This is a genomic window from Staphylococcus sp. FSL W8-0774 (assembly GCF_038006785.1).
GTDB classification, from domain to species: domain Bacteria; phylum Bacillota; class Bacilli; order Staphylococcales; family Staphylococcaceae; genus Staphylococcus; species Staphylococcus pasteuri.
Window position 1 is genome coordinate 1,509,810 of the sequence record NZ_JBBOVW010000001.1, and the last position, 20,872, is coordinate 1,530,681.

Here is a 20,872-nt window from a genome sequence, read left to right on the forward strand (position 1 = left end):
TTGATAACATTGTAATCAAATTGTATGCATAATAAATAGTTATCTACTTATAAGATGTTTATTTTGATTAAAAAAAGTTGTATTACAAAGTATAACATTTCGCATAAAAAAACTACTAGTATTGAGAGTATATCTCAATACTAGTAGTTCAACATCATGATATTTATTCTTTAACTGCAGGTTGGTTATTACCTGATTGTGCTTCATCAATCGCTTTATTTACTTCTTCAGTATAAGCTTGTTTTTGAGCATCGCTATATTGAAGCATATCTGCTAAAACATCAATAACTGCATCTTTGTAATTAAGTACATCATCAATATTAAAGTATAATTTACCAGAACGACGTACTAAGAAGTCAGTTGGTTTAAATACCATTTCTTGTTGAATACCATAAATTAATTCAACATAAATTTCTAATGGTAATTTACTGTTATGATATTGTGCTGTTTGAGCAATATTGAATAAATCGTCAACGTTAGAACCATATTTACTTGCTAAACGATAAGCAACGTCTTCGTCAATGCCAAATCCTTTAGCTGCGTTAACTTTTTGTTTAACGAAATTGTCGAAGTTTTTACTTCCGCCTACGTCACCACCAGAGATTTTTAATTCTTTAGTTGCACATGGTTTGAATGTTAAACCGTATTCTTTTTTAAGACGTTTAGCTAATAAATCTACAATTTCTAATGCCATATGACGGTATCCTGTTAACTTACCACCAGCGATAGTTAGTAATCCAGATTCGCCTTCCCATACTTCATCTTTACGAGAAATTTCTGAAGGGTCTTTACCTTCTTCTAAAATTAATGGACGTACACCAGCCCAAGTTGATTCGATGTCTTCATCTTTAACTTTAACTGATGGGAACATGTAATTAATAGCTTCGATTAAATAATCTCTATCTTCTTGAGTTGTTAATGGTGTAGCTTTCTCATTATCATAAAATGTGTCAGTTGTACCAACATACGCTTTTCCTTCTCTAGGAATAGCAAAAATCATTCTGCCATCTTTTTCAGTATCAAAGTATACTGCTTGTTGTAATGGGAATTTAGATTGATCAATAACAACATGCACACCTTTAGTTAAACGTAATTGTTTGTTGTTTCTTGCATAGTCTCCACTTCTTACTTCATCAACCCATGGTCCTGAAGCGTTAATCACTTTTTTAGCTTTAATAGGATAAGTTTCATTATCGATCATATCAACGACTTCAATACCATTTACTTTTTTATTTGAGTCATAAGTGAAATGTTCTGATTTAGTATAGTTAATGATTTCAGCACCTTTTTCGGCAGCTTTTTTCATAACTTCAATTGTTAATCTTGCATCATCTGTGCGGTATTCAACATAATAACCGCCACCTTTTAAGCCATCTTGTTTAACTAATGGTTCTTTATTAAGCGTATCTTGTTTAGATAGCATTTTTTTACGTTCTGATTTTTTAACGCCTGCTAAAAAGTCATACATTGTTAAACCAATAGCAGTAGTAAATTTACCGAATGTACCGCCTTTATGCATTGGTAATAACATCCATTCTGGAGTTGTTACGTGTGGACCATTTTCATAAACAATGGCACGTTCTTTACCTGTTTCAGCTACAACACCTACTTGAAGTTGTTTTAAATAACGTAACCCACCATGTACTAATTTAGTAGAACGAGAACTTGTACCTTGTGCAAAGTCTTGCATTTCTACTAATGCTACTTTCATTCCACGGTTACTTGCATCAAGTGCAATCCCTGCACCTGTAATTCCGCCACCAACGATGACAACATCATATTCTTCATTTTTTAAATTTCTTTTTATGTGATCCCTTTTAAGTGTTGATAAACCCATAATTCAACGCCTCCTAATTAGTATAAAAAAAGAGAGACTTATCCCACAATTACCATTTAATTGTACGAATAAATCTCTCATGTCTCGATTTCTTTATTAACTTATTTTAAGTATAACATAAATAAGAAAATCAAGTCTATCTTATGCTTACAAATTATTAATATCTTAATTCCTAGTCTTCTAGTTTAAATACTTGTGTAGCTTCTACAGCTTTTTTCCAACCTTTATATAGTTTCGCGCGTTGCTCTTCTTCCATTTTTGGTTCGAATTCTTCTTCAAGTTTCCATCTGTTAGCAATATCATCTTTGCTTTCCCAGAAGCCTACAGCTAAACCAGCTAAATAAGCAGCACCTAACGCAGTTGTCTCTTGAATTTCTGGACGTTCAACTGGTGTATCAACAATATCAGCTTGGAATTGCATGATAAAGTTATTTTTAACTGCACCACCGTCTACACGTAAGTTTTGAACTTCGATGCCTGAGTCTTTAGACATCGCTTCCATAACATCGCGTGTTTGATAACAAAGTGATTCTAATGTTGCACGGATGAAATGTTCTTTTTCAGTACCACGTGTTAAACCAAAGATAGCGCCTCTTGCTTCAGAATCCCAATAAGGTGTTCCTAAACCAACGAATGCTGGAACTACATATACACCTTCAGTTGAATCTACACGTGTAGCATAGTTTTCAGTTTGTGGCGCTGAATTAATCATTCTTAATCCATCACGTAACCACTGAATTGCTGAACCGGAAACAAAGATTGATCCTTCTAAAGCATAATTTACTTTACCGTCAAGACCGTATGCAATTGTAGTTAATAAACCACTGTCAGATTTTACCGCTTCTTCACCAGTGTTCATTAACATGAAACCACCAGTACCATAAGTGTTTTTCACATCTCCACGATCAAAGCATGCTTGACCGAATAAAGCAGCTTGTTGGTCACCTGCGATACCAGCAATTGGTACATTTTGACCAAAGAAGTGATAATCCACTGTATGTGCATATACCTCACTAGAAGGTTTAACTTCAGGTAACATGTTTTCGGGAACTTCTAGAATATCTAATAATTCTTTATCCCATTTTAATTCATGGATATTAAACATTAATGTACGACTAGCATTAGTATAGTCAGTAATATGCGCTTCTCTACCTGATAACTTCCATACTAACCAAGAATCAATTGTGCCGAACAGTAAATCACCGTTATTAGCTTTTTCTCTTGCACCCTCAACATTATCTAAAATCCATTTTACTTTTGTACCAGCAAAATACGGATCTAATAAAAGACCAGTTTTATCACGGAATAAATCTTCATGACCTTGTTCTTTTAAATCATGACAAATACTTTGAGTTTGACGAGATTGCCATACAATAGCATGGTAAATTGGACGGCCAGTATTTTTATCCCATACAACTGTTGTTTCACGTTGGTTTGTAATACCTATACCTTCAATTTGCTCAGCTCTTACATCTTGTTCATTCATGACTTCTGCCATTACAGATAATACAGATGTCCAAATTTCATTAGCATCATGTTCTACCCAACCAGATTGTGGAAAATGTTGTTTGAATTCTCGTTGTGCTACACCTTTGATTTCTCCGTCTTTATTAAATAAAATAGCTCTTGAACTAGTTGTTCCCTGGTCTATTGATAAAATGTATTTTTCCATAATTATTTGACTCCTTTTGATGTCATAAATATAGATAAAAGATGATTAATACTAATCATTTATATTTTATATTCACGAATCATGTTTATATTCTATGCTTATTTTCTAAAATTAATTCTAACGATGCTACTTAAGTTCTCTTTTAATAGATAGATTCGATGTCATTGCTTTTAGACGCTCTATTTAAAACTACACCTAATACTAATGTTATGATAACTAAAATAATGCCCACTGCACAACTTACATTAAATGTTTGTTTGTAAAATACTTCGTAAATGACAGCACCTAACATACCACCAGCGATTGGTCCAAGTACAGGTACGATAGCATATGACCAATTTGAACCACCTTTACCAGCGATTGGTAAAATCGCATGAGCGATACGAGGTCCTAAGTCACGTGCTGGGTTAATAGCATAACCTGTTGTTCCGCCTAAACTTAAACCAATTGCGACAATTAAAGCCCCAACAATTAATGGGTTTAATCCATCAGCAATTTTATTAACACCAATAAATAATATACCTAAAGTTAATGCAGTTGTACCAATGATTTCACTCATAAAGTTAGCAAAATAGTTTTTGATTGCAGGTGCAGTTGAGAATACACCTAACTTAGTGGCTTGATCTTCTGTTGCTTTCCAATGTGGTAAATACATTAACCAAACTAGTGCACCACCTACAATACCACCAAGCATTTGACAAATGATGTATCCAGGCACTTGCGCCCAACTAAATCCTCCATCCATAGCTAACGCAATTGTAACGGCTGGATTCAAATGTGCTCCTGAGAATTTACCAACTGCGAATGCGCCCATGGCAACGGCTAGTCCCCATCCTGTAGCGATAACAATCCAGTCAGCGTTATTACCTGCACTACGTTTTAAATTAACGTTAGCACAAACGCCACCACCGAAAAGTATGAGGATGGCTGTACCTAAGAACTCTGCTAAATAAGCATTCATATAATTATTCCTCCCAAAATAGATAGGGAGACCCCTACAAAGCGATAAAGCTGTAGAAATCTCCCCTTCTCTGTTCTAATATTAACTTTTAATAACTTGTTTATATATTACAATTACGTTGTAAGCGTTGTCAATGATTTTGTTGAAAATTTGTCAAAAATATCAAACTTATATTCAATAAAATTGACCAAACATTTATAAAAAATAGAGGGATTAATAGATCATTATTTCACCATTAATCCCTCTACTTATTCTTTATAAGTTTTTATTTACCATAATTTTTGATTACTAGTCGTAATATATTTAGCGCCATTTTTAATAGCTTCATCTACTTCAGAAACATCACTAATTAATCCACCAGCAATTACAGCTGTATCGGTTTCTTCTTGAATACATCTTACTGCTTTATGAGCAATACCTGGAAGTACTTCGACAAAATCTGGTTGAACCTTTTGAATTAATTCAATACTTCTACTTAAAGCTTGGCTATCAATAATAAATACTCTAAAGATAGTTAAAGTATTGAGCGATTTCGCTTTTTTAATGACTTTCGTTTTAGTAGATACGATACCTTTAGGCTTATATTGTTGAATAATATATTCACATGAATATTCATCATGACTAAGACCTTTTATTAAATCAATATGGATATAACATTCAATTCCATTATTTTTTAATAAGTCTAAAATGCTTTTTAGATGACCTATATGCATGTCTAACAATACACATGATTTATATTCCGTTTTAATGAGGTTATCTAAATCTTTCATATTTCTAATTGCTGGGAGTATATTTTCTTTCAAAGCATTGCTCCTCTCTACATGACACGTTTAAATAATTTTTCTAATTCGTAATTTGAAAAGTTAATAATAATTGGACGTCCATGCGGACAAGTAAATGGATCTTCCATTTCACGCAGTTGATCAATTAAATCTGCCATTTCGTTATTTTTTAAATAATGATTAGCTTTAATTGATTTTTTACATGACATCATAATCGCTGCATCTTCACGCATTTTTTTAACATCTATTTTTTTATTTTCTAAAACTAATTCAATCATATCTTTAATAATTTCTTCCGCTTCTGCTTTTGGAAACCACACTGGATAACTATTAACAATATAATCATGACCTCCAAAATGTTCAAGATGTACACCGACTCTATCTAGTTCTTCTTTATATTGGTCTATAATCAATTGTTCATCCTTAGAAAAATGGAAAGTCATTGGTATCAATAAGTTTTGTACTTCATTTGATACTTCTCCAATTTTATCTCTAAAATATTCGTATTTAATACGCTCTTGTGCAGCATGCTGGTCAATCATAAACATACCATTTTCATTTTGAGCTATGATATATGTTCCATGAACTTGTCCAACAACTTCCATATATGGTACACGACGTCTCGTTGAAGCACTTATAGCACCTTTAATGTCTTGATTATCTTTAACTTCATCATCTAATTCAAATGTATTATCGTTATTATCTAATTCGTTTAAAATTTCTTTTTGATTTTCGAAGTAATTATCATCATTATCACGGTTAATATTATTAGAGGAATTAAATGATTCACTTTCATCATTTTCTTGTACATTGGATGAAAGGCTTTGGCTTGTTTCTTCGTTATACCGTTGTTCATTTGTGGCATGATCTGATTTATTTTCAGAGTCATTCATACCGTTATGATTATTTGCTTCTTCTTTTTGTCTACGTTCAAAGTCTAACTTTTGTTGTTCAAAACTATTTAACACTTTGTTTTTCTTAGAATGTTGGTCTAAATCATTTTTAGGTATTAAAATTTTATCTTTAAATGCTTCTTGAATTTTTTCAACAATTAATTTGTATAATTGCTCTTCCTTAGATAATCTGACTTCAAGTTTAGTAGGATGAACATTAACATCTACTAGTATGGGATCCATTTGGATATTGATGTAGCAAATAGGGTATCGACCAATTGTTAATAATGTATGATAACCTTCAACAATTGCTTTATTTAAAACAAAGTTTTTGATATATCTACCATTGATAAAAATAGAAATATAATGTTTATTACTTCTTGAATGCTCAGGTCTAGCAACATAACCTTCAAGATGATAATCGCTTGTATCACCAGTGATATGTACTAAATCTTTTGCTACTTTCATTCCATATATTTCTGCCATAACTTCATTTGTTTTACCAGAACCATTAGTTTTTAAAAGTGTTTTACCATCAGAAACTAATGAAATTCTTATATCAGGATGACTCATTGCCATTCTATTAACAATATCTGTAATTTTGCCTAGTTCTGTATATAAACTTTTAATATATTTTAACCGAGCTGGCGTATTATAGAATAATGACTCAACAAGTATATCTGTCCCTTTTTTAGCTTTAGCTGGTTTTTGATCTTTAATCACACCATTTTCAGCATATATTTCATGACCACTTTCATTATCTGTACATGTACGTAAAGTCACTTTGGATACTGAAGAAATACTCGCTAATGCTTCTCCACGAAATCCTAATGTTCTAATATGGAATAAATCATCATCTGCATCTAATTTACTAGTAGCATGTCTGTGAAACACCAGACTTAAATCATCTTGTTCAATACCAGTTCCATTATCTACAACACGTATTGAAGCTATACCTGATTGTTCCACTTCTATATTAATTTCGGTTGACTTGGCATCAATAGCATTTTCTAATAATTCTTTTACAACCGAACTGGGTCTTTCGACTACTTCGCCAGCTGCAATTTTGTTAGCTAAGGAGGTTTGTAGTTCTTTAATTTTTCCCATTTACAACACCTCTATTTTAATTGATTTTGTAATTCGCTTAATTTTACTAAAGCTTCTATTGGAGTCATATTTGATAAATTTAAAGATTTGATTTGTGCTTCTACTTCGCTTTGTTGTACTTCTGCATCAAATAAATTAAATGCCGCTTGTTCAAATGAAGACGTATTTTCTTGATTATTAGTATGTTGTACTGCATCTTGTGTCTCACTATTTGAGTTTGAATCTATAGCATCATCTTTTACTTCACTTTGTACAATCATTGGTTCTGGATTATCAGACTTCTGTTCGAATTCATCTAATATAACTTGTGCTCTTTGAATCACTTTATCAGGTAGATCAGCAAGTTTTGCTACTTGAATACCATAACTGTCATCAACAGCACCATCTTTTACTTTGTGTAAGAAGATAAGTTCACCTTTATATTCATTTGCAGCAACATGAACATTTTTCAAACAAGGTAATAACTGATCTAAAGTTGTAAGTTCATGATAGTGTGTAGAGAATAGTGTCTTAGCGTGAGACGTTTGAGCAACGTATTCTATCATGGCTTGTGCGAGTGCTAAACCATCATATGTTGAAGTCCCCCTACCTATTTCATCAAAGATAATTAAACTATCTTCTGTAGCATAAGTTAATGCTTTTTGCGCTTCTAACATTTCTACCATGAACGTACTTTTACCTGATACTAAATCGTCTGCAGCACCAATTCGTGTAAATATTTGATCAAAAATTGGTAGCACTGCTGATTCACAAGGAACATAAGCACCCATTTGAGCCATAATGCTAATAATAGCGATTTGTCTCATATACGTTGATTTCCCTGACATATTAGGACCTGTAATTAAGTAAATGAATGTATCATTATCTAATTCACAATCATTTGGAACATAATCGTTATAATCCATGACACGTTCTACAACTGGATGTCTAGAGTTTTCAAGTTTTAATGTTTTGTTATCGCTAAATTGTGGTCTAACATAATTATATTTTTGAGCAATTTCCGCAAAGCTTTGTAAACAATCTAATTCTGAAATGATTTTTGCCTGCTTTTGAAGTCGTTCTGTATACGACTTAATATGTTCTCTCAATTTTACAAATAATTGATATTCTAATTCTATAGCTTTATCTTCTGCGCCTAGAATAATATCTTCTTTTTCTTTTAATTCATCAGTAATAAAACGTTCAGCATTAGATAAAGTTTGTTTACGATTATATCCAAATTCAGAAGGTTCAAATCCTTGTAAATTGGCGCGAGTAATCTCTATAAAATAACCAAACACTTTGTTAAAACTAATTTTAAGAGATTTAATACCTGTGCGTTCTCTTTCTCTTGCTTGTAATTCAGCAAGCCAAGATTTACCATTACGAGATGCTTCTAAATACTCATCTAATTGTTGATTAAAACCTGTTTTGAACAATCCGCCATCTTTAACTGAGATAGGAGGCTCTTCTACTAAGCTATTTTCAAGCACTTCTAATAAATCATCTAATGGTTCTAACTCATCAAATTGAGTTATCTTGTCGCTTTCAAGCTGACTTAATAATTGTTTGATATTAGGAATCTCACTAATTGAATATTTTAATTGTATTAAATCACGTGCATTAACATTACCGTAACTCACTCGACCTACAAGTCTTTCAATATCGTAGACTTGATTCAAATAATTTCTTAAGGTATCACGTTCAATAAAGTGGTTAATAAACTCATCAACTATATTCAATCTCTCTTCAATTTGCTGTTTATAAATTAATGGTCGGTCTATCCACTGTTTAAGACGTCTAGCTCCCATTGGTGTTTTTGTTTCATCCATTAACCATAACAGTGTTCCTTTTTTAGATTTCAATCTTATACTTTCAGTTAATTCTAAGTTTCTTTTAGCATAGAAATCCATTTTCATGAAATCAATAGCAGCATAATGTTGCACTTCTTCTAAATGTGATAAGTCTCTTTTTTGAGTATGGTGGATGTAATCTAATAATAATTGAGTAGATTGATACATACCTTCATGTTCATTATTGTTTACGGAAAATGATTGGTTAGATATCTCCTCACGAACTGTTATCGTTTCAGTAATCATATTAATTTGTCGTTGCATGTTTTCAGATAAAGTTTCATTTACTACAATTTCATTAGGATTAATCGTTGTAATTTCATTTAGTAAAGTAGCTTCATCTTTAAAATGTGTAGCTTTTAATTCACCTGTTGAAATGTCACAATAACTTAATGCATATTCTTGCCCTTGCTTAATAAAACTTAAAATATAGTTGTTTTGCTTTTCATCAACGCCACCTTGATCCATCACTGTTCCTGGAGTTACTATTCTAACTACTTCTCTTTTAACCATACCTTTTGTCTGTTTAGGGTCTTCCATTTGTTCACAGATAGCTACTTTATAGCCATTATTAATTAATGTTTCAATGTAACTATCAGCGGAATGATAAGGTACACCGCACATCGGTATTGGGTCTTCTTTTTTGGCATCTCTTTTAGTAAGCGTGATTTCTAATACTCTTGACGCTTCTTTAGCATCTTCGAAGAACATTTCATAAAAGTCTCCGAGTCTAAAAAATAATAAACAGTCATCATATTCTGATTTAATTTTTAAATATTGTTGCATCATTGGTGTCACATTCGACATAAAGTTCTTCACAACCCTTATTTTATAGTCTTTTTATTTTTATGAATTGAATCATTTTATGTAATTTTTACGTTCTTTTAACTCATCTATTTTAACATATTGAATATATTCTAGCCTATGAAGTTAATTTGATAATTAAAAAAGTACGTACAAACATTGAACTGAGTCATTTCAGTTTCACTATGTATTGTACGTACTTAATTGCTATTTTTGAAATCTATCTAAAAGACCACGTTTTTTTAATATAATTAATAACACGTAGCTTATTGCGGCACCAATAATACTAGACACGATAAATGCAGTCATTAATGGTTTAACAAAGAAGTTTTGTAAATTAAGTATCCATGCTAATGGAATACATATTAAACTTCCAATGATGCCTGTTCCAAGAACTTCTCCAACTGCTGCCATAAATATATGTTTACGATACATGTAAAAGAGGCTAGCTAAGAATACACCTATCATACTGCCTGGAAATGCAAATACACTTCCAGTACCAAACGTAACACGTAAAATGGAAGAAATTAAAGCTTGTGCAAGTCCATACCATGGTCCTACGAACACTGCGCAAAGTACGTTTACTAGATGTTGCATAGGCGCTGCCTTGATTGGACCAAGAGGGATGACAATGATACTGCTTAAAATGACATTTATTGCTATTAATAGCGCTGTTATTGTAAGTTTTCTATTATTCAATGCATTGTCTCCTTATCCAATTTATTTGTTATGATAACTTTCATTATGTTCATTCAAACGGTTTTCCATTGTTTTAATCATCATTTGTAGAAGATAATTGGCTTCATATTGAGATGTACGAAATTCTTCAACTATTGGTAATTCATTTATTTCGTTTTCCAACTGATGAATTTGGTTCTCTGATTGATTAAATGCTGTTGATTTACCATAGTTTTGTAAGTTTACTGATTGTTTTTGTTGCTTTTTCAATCGGTTCATTTTCTTTTCAATGGTTTTATTATTGTGAATTTGTGTTTCTATTGTTTGATAGTCTTTAATTACTTCAAGATTTTTTATCTTTTGGGCAAGTTGATCAGCATTCGATAGTATGTCCTCTTTATTATACATTATTATTGCATCACCAATTCTTTTTGATGTTCTCCTACGAAAGTACCATTTAATGAATATTGTTTCGCTTCATCTATTTTAACATCAACTAATTTACCAATCATTTCTTTTGGTGCTTTAAAGTTAACAAGTTTATTTTTTTCAGTATAGCCTGCTAAAACTGTATCATCTTTTTTACTTGATCCTTCACATAAAACCGTCACAATTTCGTTCTCATACTGACTCATTGCTTTTTGTGAGTATTCTCCAACTTTTTTGTTTAAACGTTGAAGTCTCTCTTTTTTTACATCAGTTGGTACATTATCTTTCATTTTAGCTGCAGGCGTACCGTCTCTTTGAGAATATAGATATGTGTATGCATGTTCGAATCCAACTTCATCATATAAAGTTAATGTTTCTTCAAACTGTTCTTCAGTTTCATTTGGATAACCTACAATGATATCAGTCGTTAATGCGATTTGAGGAATTGCTTCTTTAATACGGTTTACTAAGTCTAAATAACTTTCTCTCGTATATTTTCTTCCCATAATTTTTAGCACAGCATTGTTTCCTGATTGTACTGGTAAATGAATATGAGGTACAATGTTTCCTCCATTAGCAATCACTTCAATCATGCGATCTGTAAAGTCCCAAGGATGACTAGTTGTGAATCTTACTCGAGGAATATCAATTTTTGAGATATCCTCTAATAAATCATCTAATCCATAGTCAAGTCCCTCGATATCTTTTCCGTAAGAATTAACATTTTGTCCTAACAATGTAATTTCTTGATAGCCTTCTCTAGCTAATTCTCTTACTTCATCAATAATATCTTCTGGTCTACGGCTACGTTCTTTACCTCTTGTAAAAGGTACTATGCAATATGTACAGAATTTATCGCAACCATACATAATATTCACCCATGCTTTAATATGACCGTCACGAACTTTAGGAAGATTTTCAATGACATCTCCTTCTTTAGACCATACATCAACAACCATTGCTTTAGATAGATAAGCTTCTTCTAATATTTCTGGTAGTTTATGAATATTATGAGTTCCAAAAATCATATCTACATTTTGATATGATTTTAAAATTTTATTAACAACAGATTCTTCTTGTGACATACAGCCACATACACCTATTAAACAATCTGGTCGTTCTTTCTTAAGATGTTTTAAATTACCAATTTCGCTAAATACTTTATTTTCAGCATTTTCACGAATCGCACATGTATTAATTAATATAATATCTGCTGTGTTAATATCTGATGTTGCACTATATCCTAAAGCTTCTAATATCCCCGCCATTACTTCAGTATCATGTGCATTCATTTGACAGCCATACGTTTTAATTAAAAATGAACGTCCTTTACCCATGTCTCGATATTTTTCATCAATTTGAAAGTCTCGATTATATTTTATCTCTTGTTTACCACGTTTTTTAGCTTCTTTTAAACTAGGTGGTTGATACACTTGTTCAAAATATTTACTATAATCCTTTTCTTCTTTACGATCACGTTCTGCTAAAATATTTATCGAACCAGCTTTTCTTTGCTCTTCATTCACTATTAAAAATCCTTTCTATATGCCCATATATCATTTCTACATTATATTAAATTTAACCACAAAGTGCAAAAAGCGTCTTATCAATATTTACTTCACAATGAATAAGGCTAAGACAACATTGATGCCTTAGCCTCTACTTTAGTCTATCTAATTCTAAAAGTAAGATTATTATCACAGTGATTATAAAATTGTCATAAATCTATGCTTCGTCATACTTTCCTGTTAATGTTTCAATTTCAATACCTTCTGGTACATGATAAAACTTAACTTGACTAATTATACTAGGACATTCTAATTCTACCATACGTTGGTTTAAATTTTGGATTAATATTAGACATTCATTCATATCTCCTTGTACGGATGTTTCAAGTGGTCCGACACGATAGTGCATTCCCGATTCATCTATAATCTTAATTGCTTCATCTACATAAGGAATGACGTCTTCATTATTTGGTGTTTTAGGTATAATTTGAATACTCATTAATGTATCAACCATTTAATTTATCTCCAATCTTATCTTTAGTTATAATACTAGTTTAACATTTTTATTAAGTTAATCATGTAATCCTTCAACTGCCTTTACCAAAGCATTTGCAAATGTATATAAAAATTCATCCCAATTACCTTGATCTTCTCTGCTTTTACGAGTTAATTTTCCATCTTTAAAAAACTGTTTCCTTAATGCATGTGTTATTTCCAGTTGTACGCCTGCTTGTATTTGAGTTTGATTAACTATGTTTTCCTTTTGTTTACCGGACATCGTATGCGGGGCATGTTGAACGTCTACTTCAATATCTTTTAATTCAGAAGTTATTAACTTAATTAACTGTTTATCTTTACCGCCTATGTAAACGATTGATTCTTGGCCTGTACAACCATGTAATGAGATTGCGCGTTGACTTTTTTGAGTTAAGTCTTGTGCTATTTCGTTATCATAGTGAATTGATGTGACATGTAACTCATTATTACCATGTCGTCTATCTCCCTTAAAGGTAAAATAGTTATATTCGTTGGTTTGTGCAGTCACAAAGGCAAGCTCACTAGTTGCAGGTTCGATACCTCCGCCGTGTATAGCTAATATTGTAATGTCACTATTATTATCTTCAGTTTCAATATGCCAATCTTTATCTTCTATTGTATTATCTTGTAATTCTTTCATAGAAATAAATTTGTCCATATACCTTCTCCTTATATGACCTTTATTATCTATTCCACAATGTACAGTATTTTAATGTATATTTACAGAAAATTTATAATTTAATTCTATAGATTAATATGTTGTTTGCTTATAAGCTAATAATAAAATAGCTGCCAAATACCATTCTATTAATGGAATTGACAGCTATCCTCTCTATACAAATTGTTTAGTTAATTCATTAAACTTGTCTTCTGATATATGAATATCTTTCTTAGCTAATGGCGTTCCTTCCATTTCTTCAATCTGTGATTCATATGAAGGTGTTTCTGTATCTTGATAAACAATACCTTTTAACATAGATTCATGTTCTAAAACTGTTTGTATAGCTAATTGTTTATCCGTCGTATCATAATTTTCAATGTCATCAATACTTGTCAGATTTTCTTTGAACCAATCATAAGTATTAATTTTGTTATAAGTAACACATGGTGAGAATACATTTACGAATGAAAATCCATCGTGATTAATAGCATCTTCGATAAGTTTTGTTAATCCTTTAATATCACTTGAAAAACCTTGTGCTACAAAAGTCGCTCCTGAAGATAATGCTAATTCTAAAGGTGCTACATTTTTTTCAATGTTACCTTTAGGTGTAGATTTAGTCACAAATCCAACCGCTGAAGACGGTGAAGTTTGTCCTTTAGTTAAACCATATATTTGGTTATCCATAACGATATAAGTCATGTTCATATTTCTACGTAAGGCGTGAATAGTATGACCCATACCAATCGCATAACCGTCACCGTCACCGCCAGAAGCAATAACTGTAAGATCTCTGTTAGCCATTTTAACGCCTTGTGCTAACGGTAAAGCACGACCATGTATGGCATGTACACCATAGGCATTTATATAGCCTGATAATCTACCTGAACAACCAATGCCTGTAATAAGTGCAACTTCTTCTGGTTCTAACCCTACATTTGCGGCTGCTTTTTGTATAGCAGCTTGAACAGAGAAATCACCACAACCTGGGCACCAGTTTGGCTTAACATTATTTCTAAAATCTTTAAATGTAGCCAATTAGACCAACTCCTTTATTTCTTTTGCAACTTCGATACCTTTATCAACTATTTCATGTGGTAAGAATGGTGTACCATCATATTTAGTTTGATTTACTAATTTATTTTGAATATTCACGTTCATTTTAATAATATTTGCTAATTGTCCTTGATAGTTATGTTCTGCAATAACAACTTTTTGTGCTTTATCAATCGCACTTTGAATCGTTTCAGTTGGGAATGGATGTAATTGTCTGATTTGTAGTGTATTCACTGCGATATTTTGATTATTTAATCGTTGTGCACCTTCTTCGATAGCACCTTTACTTGAAATGAAACCAATATATAGAATATCAGCTTGTTCGTGATTTTCAGTATAGTCTACTGGTTTTTCTATAAGAAGATTTTTAGTTTTGCGCATACGTTTGTCCATTTGTTGTTGACGATTTTGTGCAGCTTCGCTTGTTTTACCTTCTTCGTTATGTTCAACACCAGTAACATGGTGAATACCACCTTTATTACCAGGTATTGGTCTAGGTGAAATGCCACTTCCTGTTAATGCATATCTTCTGAAATATGATTTGTCATCTTCTTCACGTTCGATATCAGATTGAATTAATTCTCCACGTTTAATTTTGATTTTATCATAGTCTAATTCTTTAACTGTTTGTTTACCTAATGATAATTGTAAATCACTTAAAATAATTACTGGACATTGATATTCCTCAGCTAAATTAAATGCTTCCATTGTTAAATAAAATGCATCTTCCGCATCTGTAGGGGCTACTACAATTTTTGGAATATCACCATGAGTACCATAAATCATTTGCATTAAGTCAGATTGTTCTTGTTTAGTTGGTAAACCTGTAGAAGGACCTCCACGTTGTGTATTTATGACAACAAACGGTGTTTCAGTCATACCAGATAAGCCAATTGATTCCATCATTAGAGATAATCCTGGTCCTGCGCTTGCAGTGAATCCACGAACACCTGCATAATTAGCACCGATAGACATTGTCGCAGCAGCAATTTCATCTTCAGTTTGAACAACTGTTCCGCCAACTTTTGGTAAATTAGCAATCATGTATTCCATAATTTCAGAAGCTGGCGTAATTGGATAAGCTGACATAAATCTTGATCCAGCAGAAATTGCACCTAATCCAATTGCGTCATTACCAATCATATAAAGATGAGGATTTTCATTACTTTCTTGAAGTTCGAAATCGCCTTGAATATCTTCTAAATATTCTTTCATTAATTGATAACCTTGATTTAAAGCTTGTATATTCATTTCAACAACTTTGTCACCTTTTTTAGTGAACATGTTTGTAATTAATTCTTCAAATGTAGATGTATCTAGGTTCATTAATGCAGATGTAGCACCAATCGCTACCATGTTCTTCATTAATGCAGTTCCTAATTCTTTTGCAGTACTAGTAAACGGTAAATCTATAAGTTGTGCCTGACAATCATCAGGTTTTACTGGTTTTGCTTTTGAATCAGCAATAATGATACTATCTTCGCGCATTTCATGATGATTAACTTCTATTGTTTCTTGGTCAAATGCGATAAGTATATCTAAATCATCACTAATAGCATGTACTGGAGAAGTAGAAACTCTAATTTTATTATTAGTATGTCCACCTTTTATACGACTAGAAAAGTGTCTATAACCATATAAGAAATAGCCTTTTCTATTCATTGCAGTAGCAAATATTTCTCCAGTTGATTCAATTCCTTCACCTTGTTGTCCGCCCACTTTCCATGATATTTGTGATTTCATATCATAAGCCTCCTGTGGTTTTTAATTCATATTAAATGATAACAAAAATAACCACCGTATTACTATGTAAACAGTGGCATGTTTATAATTTCATACTAATGGACGATAGTCTTTTGTAACTATAATGTCACAAACATTTACTTTATAATTTCATAGGATTATCGTCATTAATTAATATTCTTTCAATATTTGTTGTTTTACCATTTTTATCTAAATCAATGATAACACCAGAAAGAACACTGCGTCCATTATCTGGTACAACATGACGTTGTGGTAAACTCGTAATAAAACGCTCTATCACTTCATCTCTATTGATGCCTAATATACCATCATAAAAACCTGTCATGCCTACATCAGTAATATAGCCTGTTCCACTTGGTAAAATACGATTATCAGATGTTTGAATATGAGTATGTGTACCCACTACTGCACTTACTCTACCATCTAAAAACCATCCCATTGCATTTTTTTCTGATGTTGTTTCAGCATGAAAATCAACGAATATATATGGCGTTACTTTTTGAGCTTCTTCAATGAGTGCGTCAGCTTTTTTAAAAGGGTCATCTATATCCTGCATGAACGCTCTTCCTTGCAAATTAATTATAGCTAATTTTATTTCATTAATTTGAATAAAGCGCATCCCTACTCCAGGTGCTTCATCAGGAAAGTTGGCCGGTCTAACCATTCTTTTAGCATCATCAATAAATTCGTATATTTCACGTTGACCATAAGTATGGTTACCCATAGTCATAAAATCGACACCCTCACGAAGCAATTGCTTATATATCTTTTCAGTTAGTCCTTTACCATGTGCTGCATTTTCAGCATTTACAATGGATACAGTAGGACGATATTCTTGTTTTAATTTAGGTAAATATGTAGTTATTGCGTTTCTGCCAATCTTACCTACAATATCCCCAATAAATAATATTCTCATGCCTTGTTCATCCTCTCATATCATTAAGTTTAATAGATAGAACACTTTATTTAAAGTACTCTTTGTAAAATTATTTATCTGAATATTAACTGTCTTTGCTTTTTTATAAACATATATTATGTTAGTATATGTTTATAAAATATTTAGGAGTTGTAAATAATAAATGTCTATTAATATCGATCCTGAAAAGTTTGCAGAATTAGTAGTAAGTTCTAACCCATCTAAATCAGAAGATGCAGAAGATATTGCTAAAGAAAGTTTAAAATTATATATCAATGCATACCGTTTAGCAGAAAGATACGCTAATATCGCTACTAATTGCTATGACACAGCTGAAATTATTCAAGAATTGAAGAAAACAGATTTACAATTGAAGTAAAATTTTTAATACAACATTATGATTATACAAATATCTGACGATTGATTTATTTAACATCAATCGTCAGTTTTTTTATATAATCACAAATTTTGATAATAATTAAACCCCTAACTACACAATGAGTAATTAGGGGTTTAACTTATTTAGCATATTCTACTGCTCTAGTCTCTCGAACAACTGTCACTTTGATATGACCTGGATATTGTAATTCGTCCTCAATTTGAGTTTTAATATCTCTAGCCAATCGGTATGATTTTAAATCATCTATTTCTTCAGGTGAAACTACTACACGAATTTCTCTACCTGCTTGAATTGCGAATGCTTTTTCAACACCATCATAACTTTCTGAAAGTGTTTCTAAACGCTCTAATCGACGAATGTAATTTTCTAATGTCTCTTTTCGAGCGCCAGGACGAGCGGCTGATAATGCGTCAGCTGCTGCAACTAAAATCGAGATAATTGATGTTGGTTCAACATCACCATGATGGGAATGAATAGCATTAATAATTGTTTCATTTTCACCATATTTTTTAGCTAATTCAACACCTATTTCAACGTGACTACCTTCAACTTCGTGATCGATGGCTTTACCAACATCATGAAGTAATCCAGCACGTTTCGCTAACGTAACATCTTCACCTAGTTCTGCTGCTAACATTCCTGATAAATGTGCTACTTCGATAGAATGTTTAAGCACATTTTGTCCATAACTTGTACGATAATTTAAACGTCCAAGTATTTTAACTAAGTCAGGATGCATGTTATGAACATTGATTTCGAATGTAGCTTGTTCACCGGCTTCTCTAATAATATCGTCTACTTCTTTTCTAGCTTTTTCGACCATATCTTCAATACGACCAGGATGAATTCTTCCATCAGAAACTAAGTTAACTAATGCTGTTCTAGCGATTTCTCGTCTAATAGGGTCAAAACCAGATAAAATGACAGCTTCTGGAGTGTCATCGATAATTAAATCGATGCCCGTAAGTGTTTCAAGTGTACGAATATTTCGTCCTTCACGTCCGATTATTCGACCTTTCATTTCATCATTTGGCAAGTTTACAACTGATACAGTTGATTCAGTTGTATGATCTGCTGCTAACCTTTGTACTGTAGTAGCTAGCAATTCTTTTGCTGTTTTATCAACTTTTTCTTTAGCTTCTCTTTCTTTTTCCTTAACAAGTATAGCAATATCTTGTGACAGTTCTTCTTCTACTCGTTGAAGTTGCTCATTTACAGCTTCTTCTTGAGTGAGACCGGAGATGCGTTCTAATTCTTGTTCATGCTTCATTATTAATGTTTGAACACTACTCTCTTTTGCGTCTACTTGTTGTTGTCTTTCTTCAATTTTTGATTCTTTTTGCTCTAAAATCTCATCTTTTTTATCTAATAGATCAGATTTACGCTCTAAGTTCTCTTCTTTTTGAAGAAGTCGGGTTTCTTGTCTTTGTAATTCACCACGTCTTTCACGTAGTTCATTTTCAGTTTGTTCTCGTAAAATTTGATTTTCTTCTTTTGCCTCAAGCAATTTTTCTTTCTTAGTGTTGTCGGCTTCTTTGTGCGCTTGATTGACAATATCATCGGCTGTCTGTCTAGCCTGAACCTGCTTTTGATGCAATAAATTTCGGGCAACAACATACCCTACAACAACGCCTAGAATTATACCCAGCAAAATGAGTAGGAGGCCTAATAAATTCACATAAACACCTCCTTTATCTAGGGTTTGCTCTGTATATCAAAATCAATATGATTATATGAAATTATATAAGAATCATACATACTAATTGTACGGTTTTACACTCAGAAGTGTCAAGATATCAATGCTAACTTATAAGTATTATAAAGAAATTGAGTTGTTATTTTACAAAATGTTATTTTGATTTATTTCAGTTAATGATAAATAAAAAGCAGTTTCTATATAATATCTATAGAAACTGCTTTTGAAAAATCCAATTTATTTTATTCTTCATCAAATAAAGACTTTGGCGCCTCTTCTTCTTTTTCTTCTACGTCACCATCAAAAATTCCAAGTTTTTGACGTAATTTTTGGTCAATTTCTTCTTTAATTTGTGGGTTTTCTTTAAGGTAGGATTTAACATTTTCTTTACCTTGTCCCATTCTATCTCCATTGTATGAATACCATGCACCTGATTTATCTACAATTTCATTTTCAACACCAAGATCAATAAGTTCTCCTTCTTTAGAGATACCTTGACCATACATGATATCAACTTCTGCAACTCTAAATGGTGGCGCAACTTTATTTTTAACTACTTTAATCTTAGTTCTATTACCAACAATTTCTTGTCCTTGTTTTAATTGTTCAGCACGACGAACTTCTAATCGAACAGAGCTATAGAATTTTAACGCTCTACCACCAGGAGTTGTTTCTGGGTTACCAAACATAACACCAACTTTTTCACGAATTTGGTTAATGAAAATAGCTGTAGTGTTAGATTTAGAAATAGCACCAGATAATTTACGTAACGCTTGTGACATCAATCTAGCTTGTAAACCAACGTGTGTGTCTCCCATTTCACCTTCAATTTCAGCTTTAGGTGTTAATGCAGCTACTGAATCGACTACAACGATATCTACTGCACCACTACGAACAAAAGCTTCTGCAATTTCAAGGCCTTGTTCCCCGTGGTCAGGTTGTGAAAGATATAAATTATCAATATCCACACCTAATGCTTGTGCGTATACAGGATCTAAAGCATGTTCGGCATCAATAAATGCTGCAACGCCGCCATTTTTTTGTGTTTCAGCAATAGCATGTAATGCTACTGTTGTTTTACCAGAACTTTCTGGACCATATATCTCAATAATTCTTCCTTTAGGATAGCCACCTACTCCTAATGCGTTATCTAACGTAACTGAACCACTTGATGTACTTGAAACTCTACGGCCTTTATTATCGCCTAATTTCATTACTGCACCTTTACCAAATGATTTTTCCATATTTTTTATTACTGTATCTAGAGCTTTTTGACGTTCGTTATCCAAAGCGAGACCTCCTAAATTGGGAATGTTTTCTGTTTAATATCTTAATTCAT

17 protein-coding genes are annotated in these 20,872 nt (G+C 32.3%); 1 reads left to right on the forward strand and 16 read right to left on the reverse strand.

Features of this window, described 5'->3' with window-relative positions:
- Positions 1–163 precede the first annotated feature (163 nt).
- The 14 genes from NSQ15_RS07370 to NSQ15_RS07435 all read right to left on the reverse strand — a co-directional run bounded on the left by NSQ15_RS07370 (position 164) and on the right by NSQ15_RS07435 (position 17,437).
- A complete protein-coding gene (locus NSQ15_RS07370; RefSeq protein ID WP_070451307.1) occupies positions 164–1,837 on the reverse strand; it encodes a glycerol-3-phosphate dehydrogenase/oxidase in 1,674 nt (557 codons plus the stop codon).
- Between the two features lie 172 nt (positions 1,838–2,009).
- Positions 2,010–3,509 (reverse strand): glycerol kinase GlpK, encoded by a 1,500-nt coding sequence (gene glpK, locus NSQ15_RS07375; RefSeq protein ID WP_017638335.1) that lies wholly within the window; start codon positions 3,507–3,509, stop codon positions 2,010–2,012.
- A gap of 142 nt (positions 3,510–3,651) precedes the next feature.
- The gene (locus NSQ15_RS07380) at positions 3,652–4,470 is read right to left on the reverse strand and encodes an MIP/aquaporin family protein (protein ID WP_017638336.1); all 819 of its coding nucleotides are present in this window, start codon (positions 4,468–4,470) and stop codon (positions 3,652–3,654) included.
- A 269-nt stretch (positions 4,471–4,739) separates the two neighbouring features.
- Positions 4,740–5,273 carry a glycerol-3-phosphate responsive antiterminator gene (locus NSQ15_RS07385; protein WP_029055427.1) on the reverse strand — a complete coding sequence of 178 codons (534 nt, stop codon included), beginning with the start codon at positions 5,271–5,273 and terminating at the stop codon, positions 4,740–4,742.
- 14 nt (positions 5,274–5,287) lie between these two features.
- Positions 5,288–7,252 (reverse strand): DNA mismatch repair endonuclease MutL, encoded by a 1,965-nt coding sequence (mutL, locus tag NSQ15_RS07390; protein ID WP_017638338.1) that lies wholly within the window; start codon positions 7,250–7,252, stop codon positions 5,288–5,290.
- An 11-nt stretch (positions 7,253–7,263) separates the two neighbouring features.
- Positions 7,264–9,891: a DNA mismatch repair protein MutS gene (gene mutS, locus NSQ15_RS07395; protein WP_070451309.1), complete on the reverse strand. Its 2,628-nt coding sequence runs from the start codon at positions 9,889–9,891 to the stop codon at positions 7,264–7,266.
- Positions 9,892–10,095: 204 nt separating this feature from the next.
- A complete protein-coding gene (gene thiW, locus NSQ15_RS07400) occupies positions 10,096–10,587 on the reverse strand; it encodes an energy coupling factor transporter S component ThiW (RefSeq protein ID WP_340747063.1) in 492 nt (163 codons plus the stop codon).
- A 21-nt stretch (positions 10,588–10,608) separates the two neighbouring features.
- Positions 10,609–10,974, reverse strand: a complete 366-nt coding sequence (locus tag NSQ15_RS07405; protein WP_017638341.1) for a RicAFT regulatory complex protein RicA family protein — start codon at positions 10,972–10,974, stop codon at positions 10,609–10,611.
- 2 nt (positions 10,975–10,976) lie between these two features.
- On the reverse strand, positions 10,977–12,521 hold the full coding sequence (miaB, locus tag NSQ15_RS07410) for a tRNA (N6-isopentenyl adenosine(37)-C2)-methylthiotransferase MiaB (RefSeq protein ID WP_070451312.1): 1,545 nt from the start codon (positions 12,519–12,521) through the stop codon (positions 10,977–10,979).
- A gap of 199 nt (positions 12,522–12,720) precedes the next feature.
- Positions 12,721–13,017 (reverse strand): thiamine-binding protein, encoded by a 297-nt coding sequence (locus NSQ15_RS07415; protein ID WP_070451314.1) that lies wholly within the window; start codon positions 13,015–13,017, stop codon positions 12,721–12,723.
- Between the two features lie 57 nt (positions 13,018–13,074).
- On the reverse strand, positions 13,075–13,698 hold the full coding sequence (locus NSQ15_RS07420; RefSeq protein ID WP_119622702.1) for a poly-gamma-glutamate hydrolase family protein: 624 nt from the start codon (positions 13,696–13,698) through the stop codon (positions 13,075–13,077).
- Between the two features lie 174 nt (positions 13,699–13,872).
- Entirely contained in the window at positions 13,873–14,739 is an 867-nt protein-coding gene (locus tag NSQ15_RS07425; RefSeq protein ID WP_017638345.1) for a 2-oxoacid:ferredoxin oxidoreductase subunit beta, read from the reverse strand.
- Positions 14,740–16,500, reverse strand: a complete 1,761-nt coding sequence (locus tag NSQ15_RS07430; protein ID WP_124760175.1) for a 2-oxoacid:acceptor oxidoreductase subunit alpha — start codon at positions 16,498–16,500, stop codon at positions 14,740–14,742.
- Between the two features lie 142 nt (positions 16,501–16,642).
- Positions 16,643–17,437: a TIGR00282 family metallophosphoesterase gene (locus NSQ15_RS07435; protein WP_070451321.1), complete on the reverse strand. Its 795-nt coding sequence runs from the start codon at positions 17,435–17,437 to the stop codon at positions 16,643–16,645.
- Positions 17,438–17,600: 163 nt separating this feature from the next.
- Here NSQ15_RS07435 and NSQ15_RS07440 point away from each other — a divergent pair, with 163 nt between their 5' ends.
- Positions 17,601–17,816 (forward strand): hypothetical protein, encoded by a 216-nt coding sequence (locus NSQ15_RS07440; RefSeq protein WP_017638348.1) that lies wholly within the window; start codon positions 17,601–17,603, stop codon positions 17,814–17,816.
- Positions 17,817–17,955: 139 nt separating this feature from the next.
- Here NSQ15_RS07440 and rny read toward each other — a convergent pair whose 3' ends face one another.
- Positions 17,956–19,515: a ribonuclease Y gene (gene rny, locus NSQ15_RS07445; RefSeq protein ID WP_017638349.1), complete on the reverse strand. Its 1,560-nt coding sequence runs from the start codon at positions 19,513–19,515 to the stop codon at positions 17,956–17,958.
- 260 nt (positions 19,516–19,775) lie between these two features.
- Positions 19,776–20,822, reverse strand: a complete 1,047-nt coding sequence (gene recA / locus NSQ15_RS07450) for a recombinase RecA (RefSeq protein WP_017638350.1) — start codon at positions 20,820–20,822, stop codon at positions 19,776–19,778.
- Positions 20,823–20,872 lie beyond the last annotated feature (50 nt).

Coding starts and splice junctions, on each gene's coding strand:
- glpK (WP_017638335.1), bottom strand. CDS start 3,509: ATGGAAAAATACATTTTATCAATAGACCAGGGAACAACTAGTTCAAGA.
- NSQ15_RS07380 (WP_017638336.1), bottom strand. CDS start 4,470: ATGAATGCTTATTTAGCAGAGTTCTTAGGTACAGCCATCCTCATACTT.
- mutS (WP_070451309.1), bottom strand. CDS start 9,891: ATGTCGAATGTGACACCAATGATGCAACAATATTTAAAAATTAAATCA.
- NSQ15_RS07420 (WP_119622702.1), bottom strand. CDS start 13,698: ATGGACAAATTTATTTCTATGAAAGAATTACAAGATAATACAATAGAA.
- NSQ15_RS07370 (WP_070451307.1), bottom strand. CDS start 1,837: ATGGGTTTATCAACACTTAAAAGGGATCACATAAAAAGAAATTTAAAA.
- NSQ15_RS07415 (WP_070451314.1), bottom strand. CDS start 13,017: ATGGTTGATACATTAATGAGTATTCAAATTATACCTAAAACACCAAAT.
- NSQ15_RS07430 (WP_124760175.1), bottom strand. CDS start 16,500: ATGAAATCACAAATATCATGGAAAGTGGGCGGACAACAAGGTGAAGGA.
- NSQ15_RS07435 (WP_070451321.1), bottom strand. CDS start 17,437: ATGAGAATATTATTTATTGGGGATATTGTAGGTAAGATTGGCAGAAAC.
- NSQ15_RS07440 (WP_017638348.1), top strand. CDS start 17,601: ATGTCTATTAATATCGATCCTGAAAAGTTTGCAGAATTAGTAGTAAGT.
- mutL (WP_017638338.1), bottom strand. CDS start 7,252: ATGGGAAAAATTAAAGAACTACAAACCTCCTTAGCTAACAAAATTGCA.
- NSQ15_RS07405 (WP_017638341.1), bottom strand. CDS start 10,974: ATGTATAATAAAGAGGACATACTATCGAATGCTGATCAACTTGCCCAA.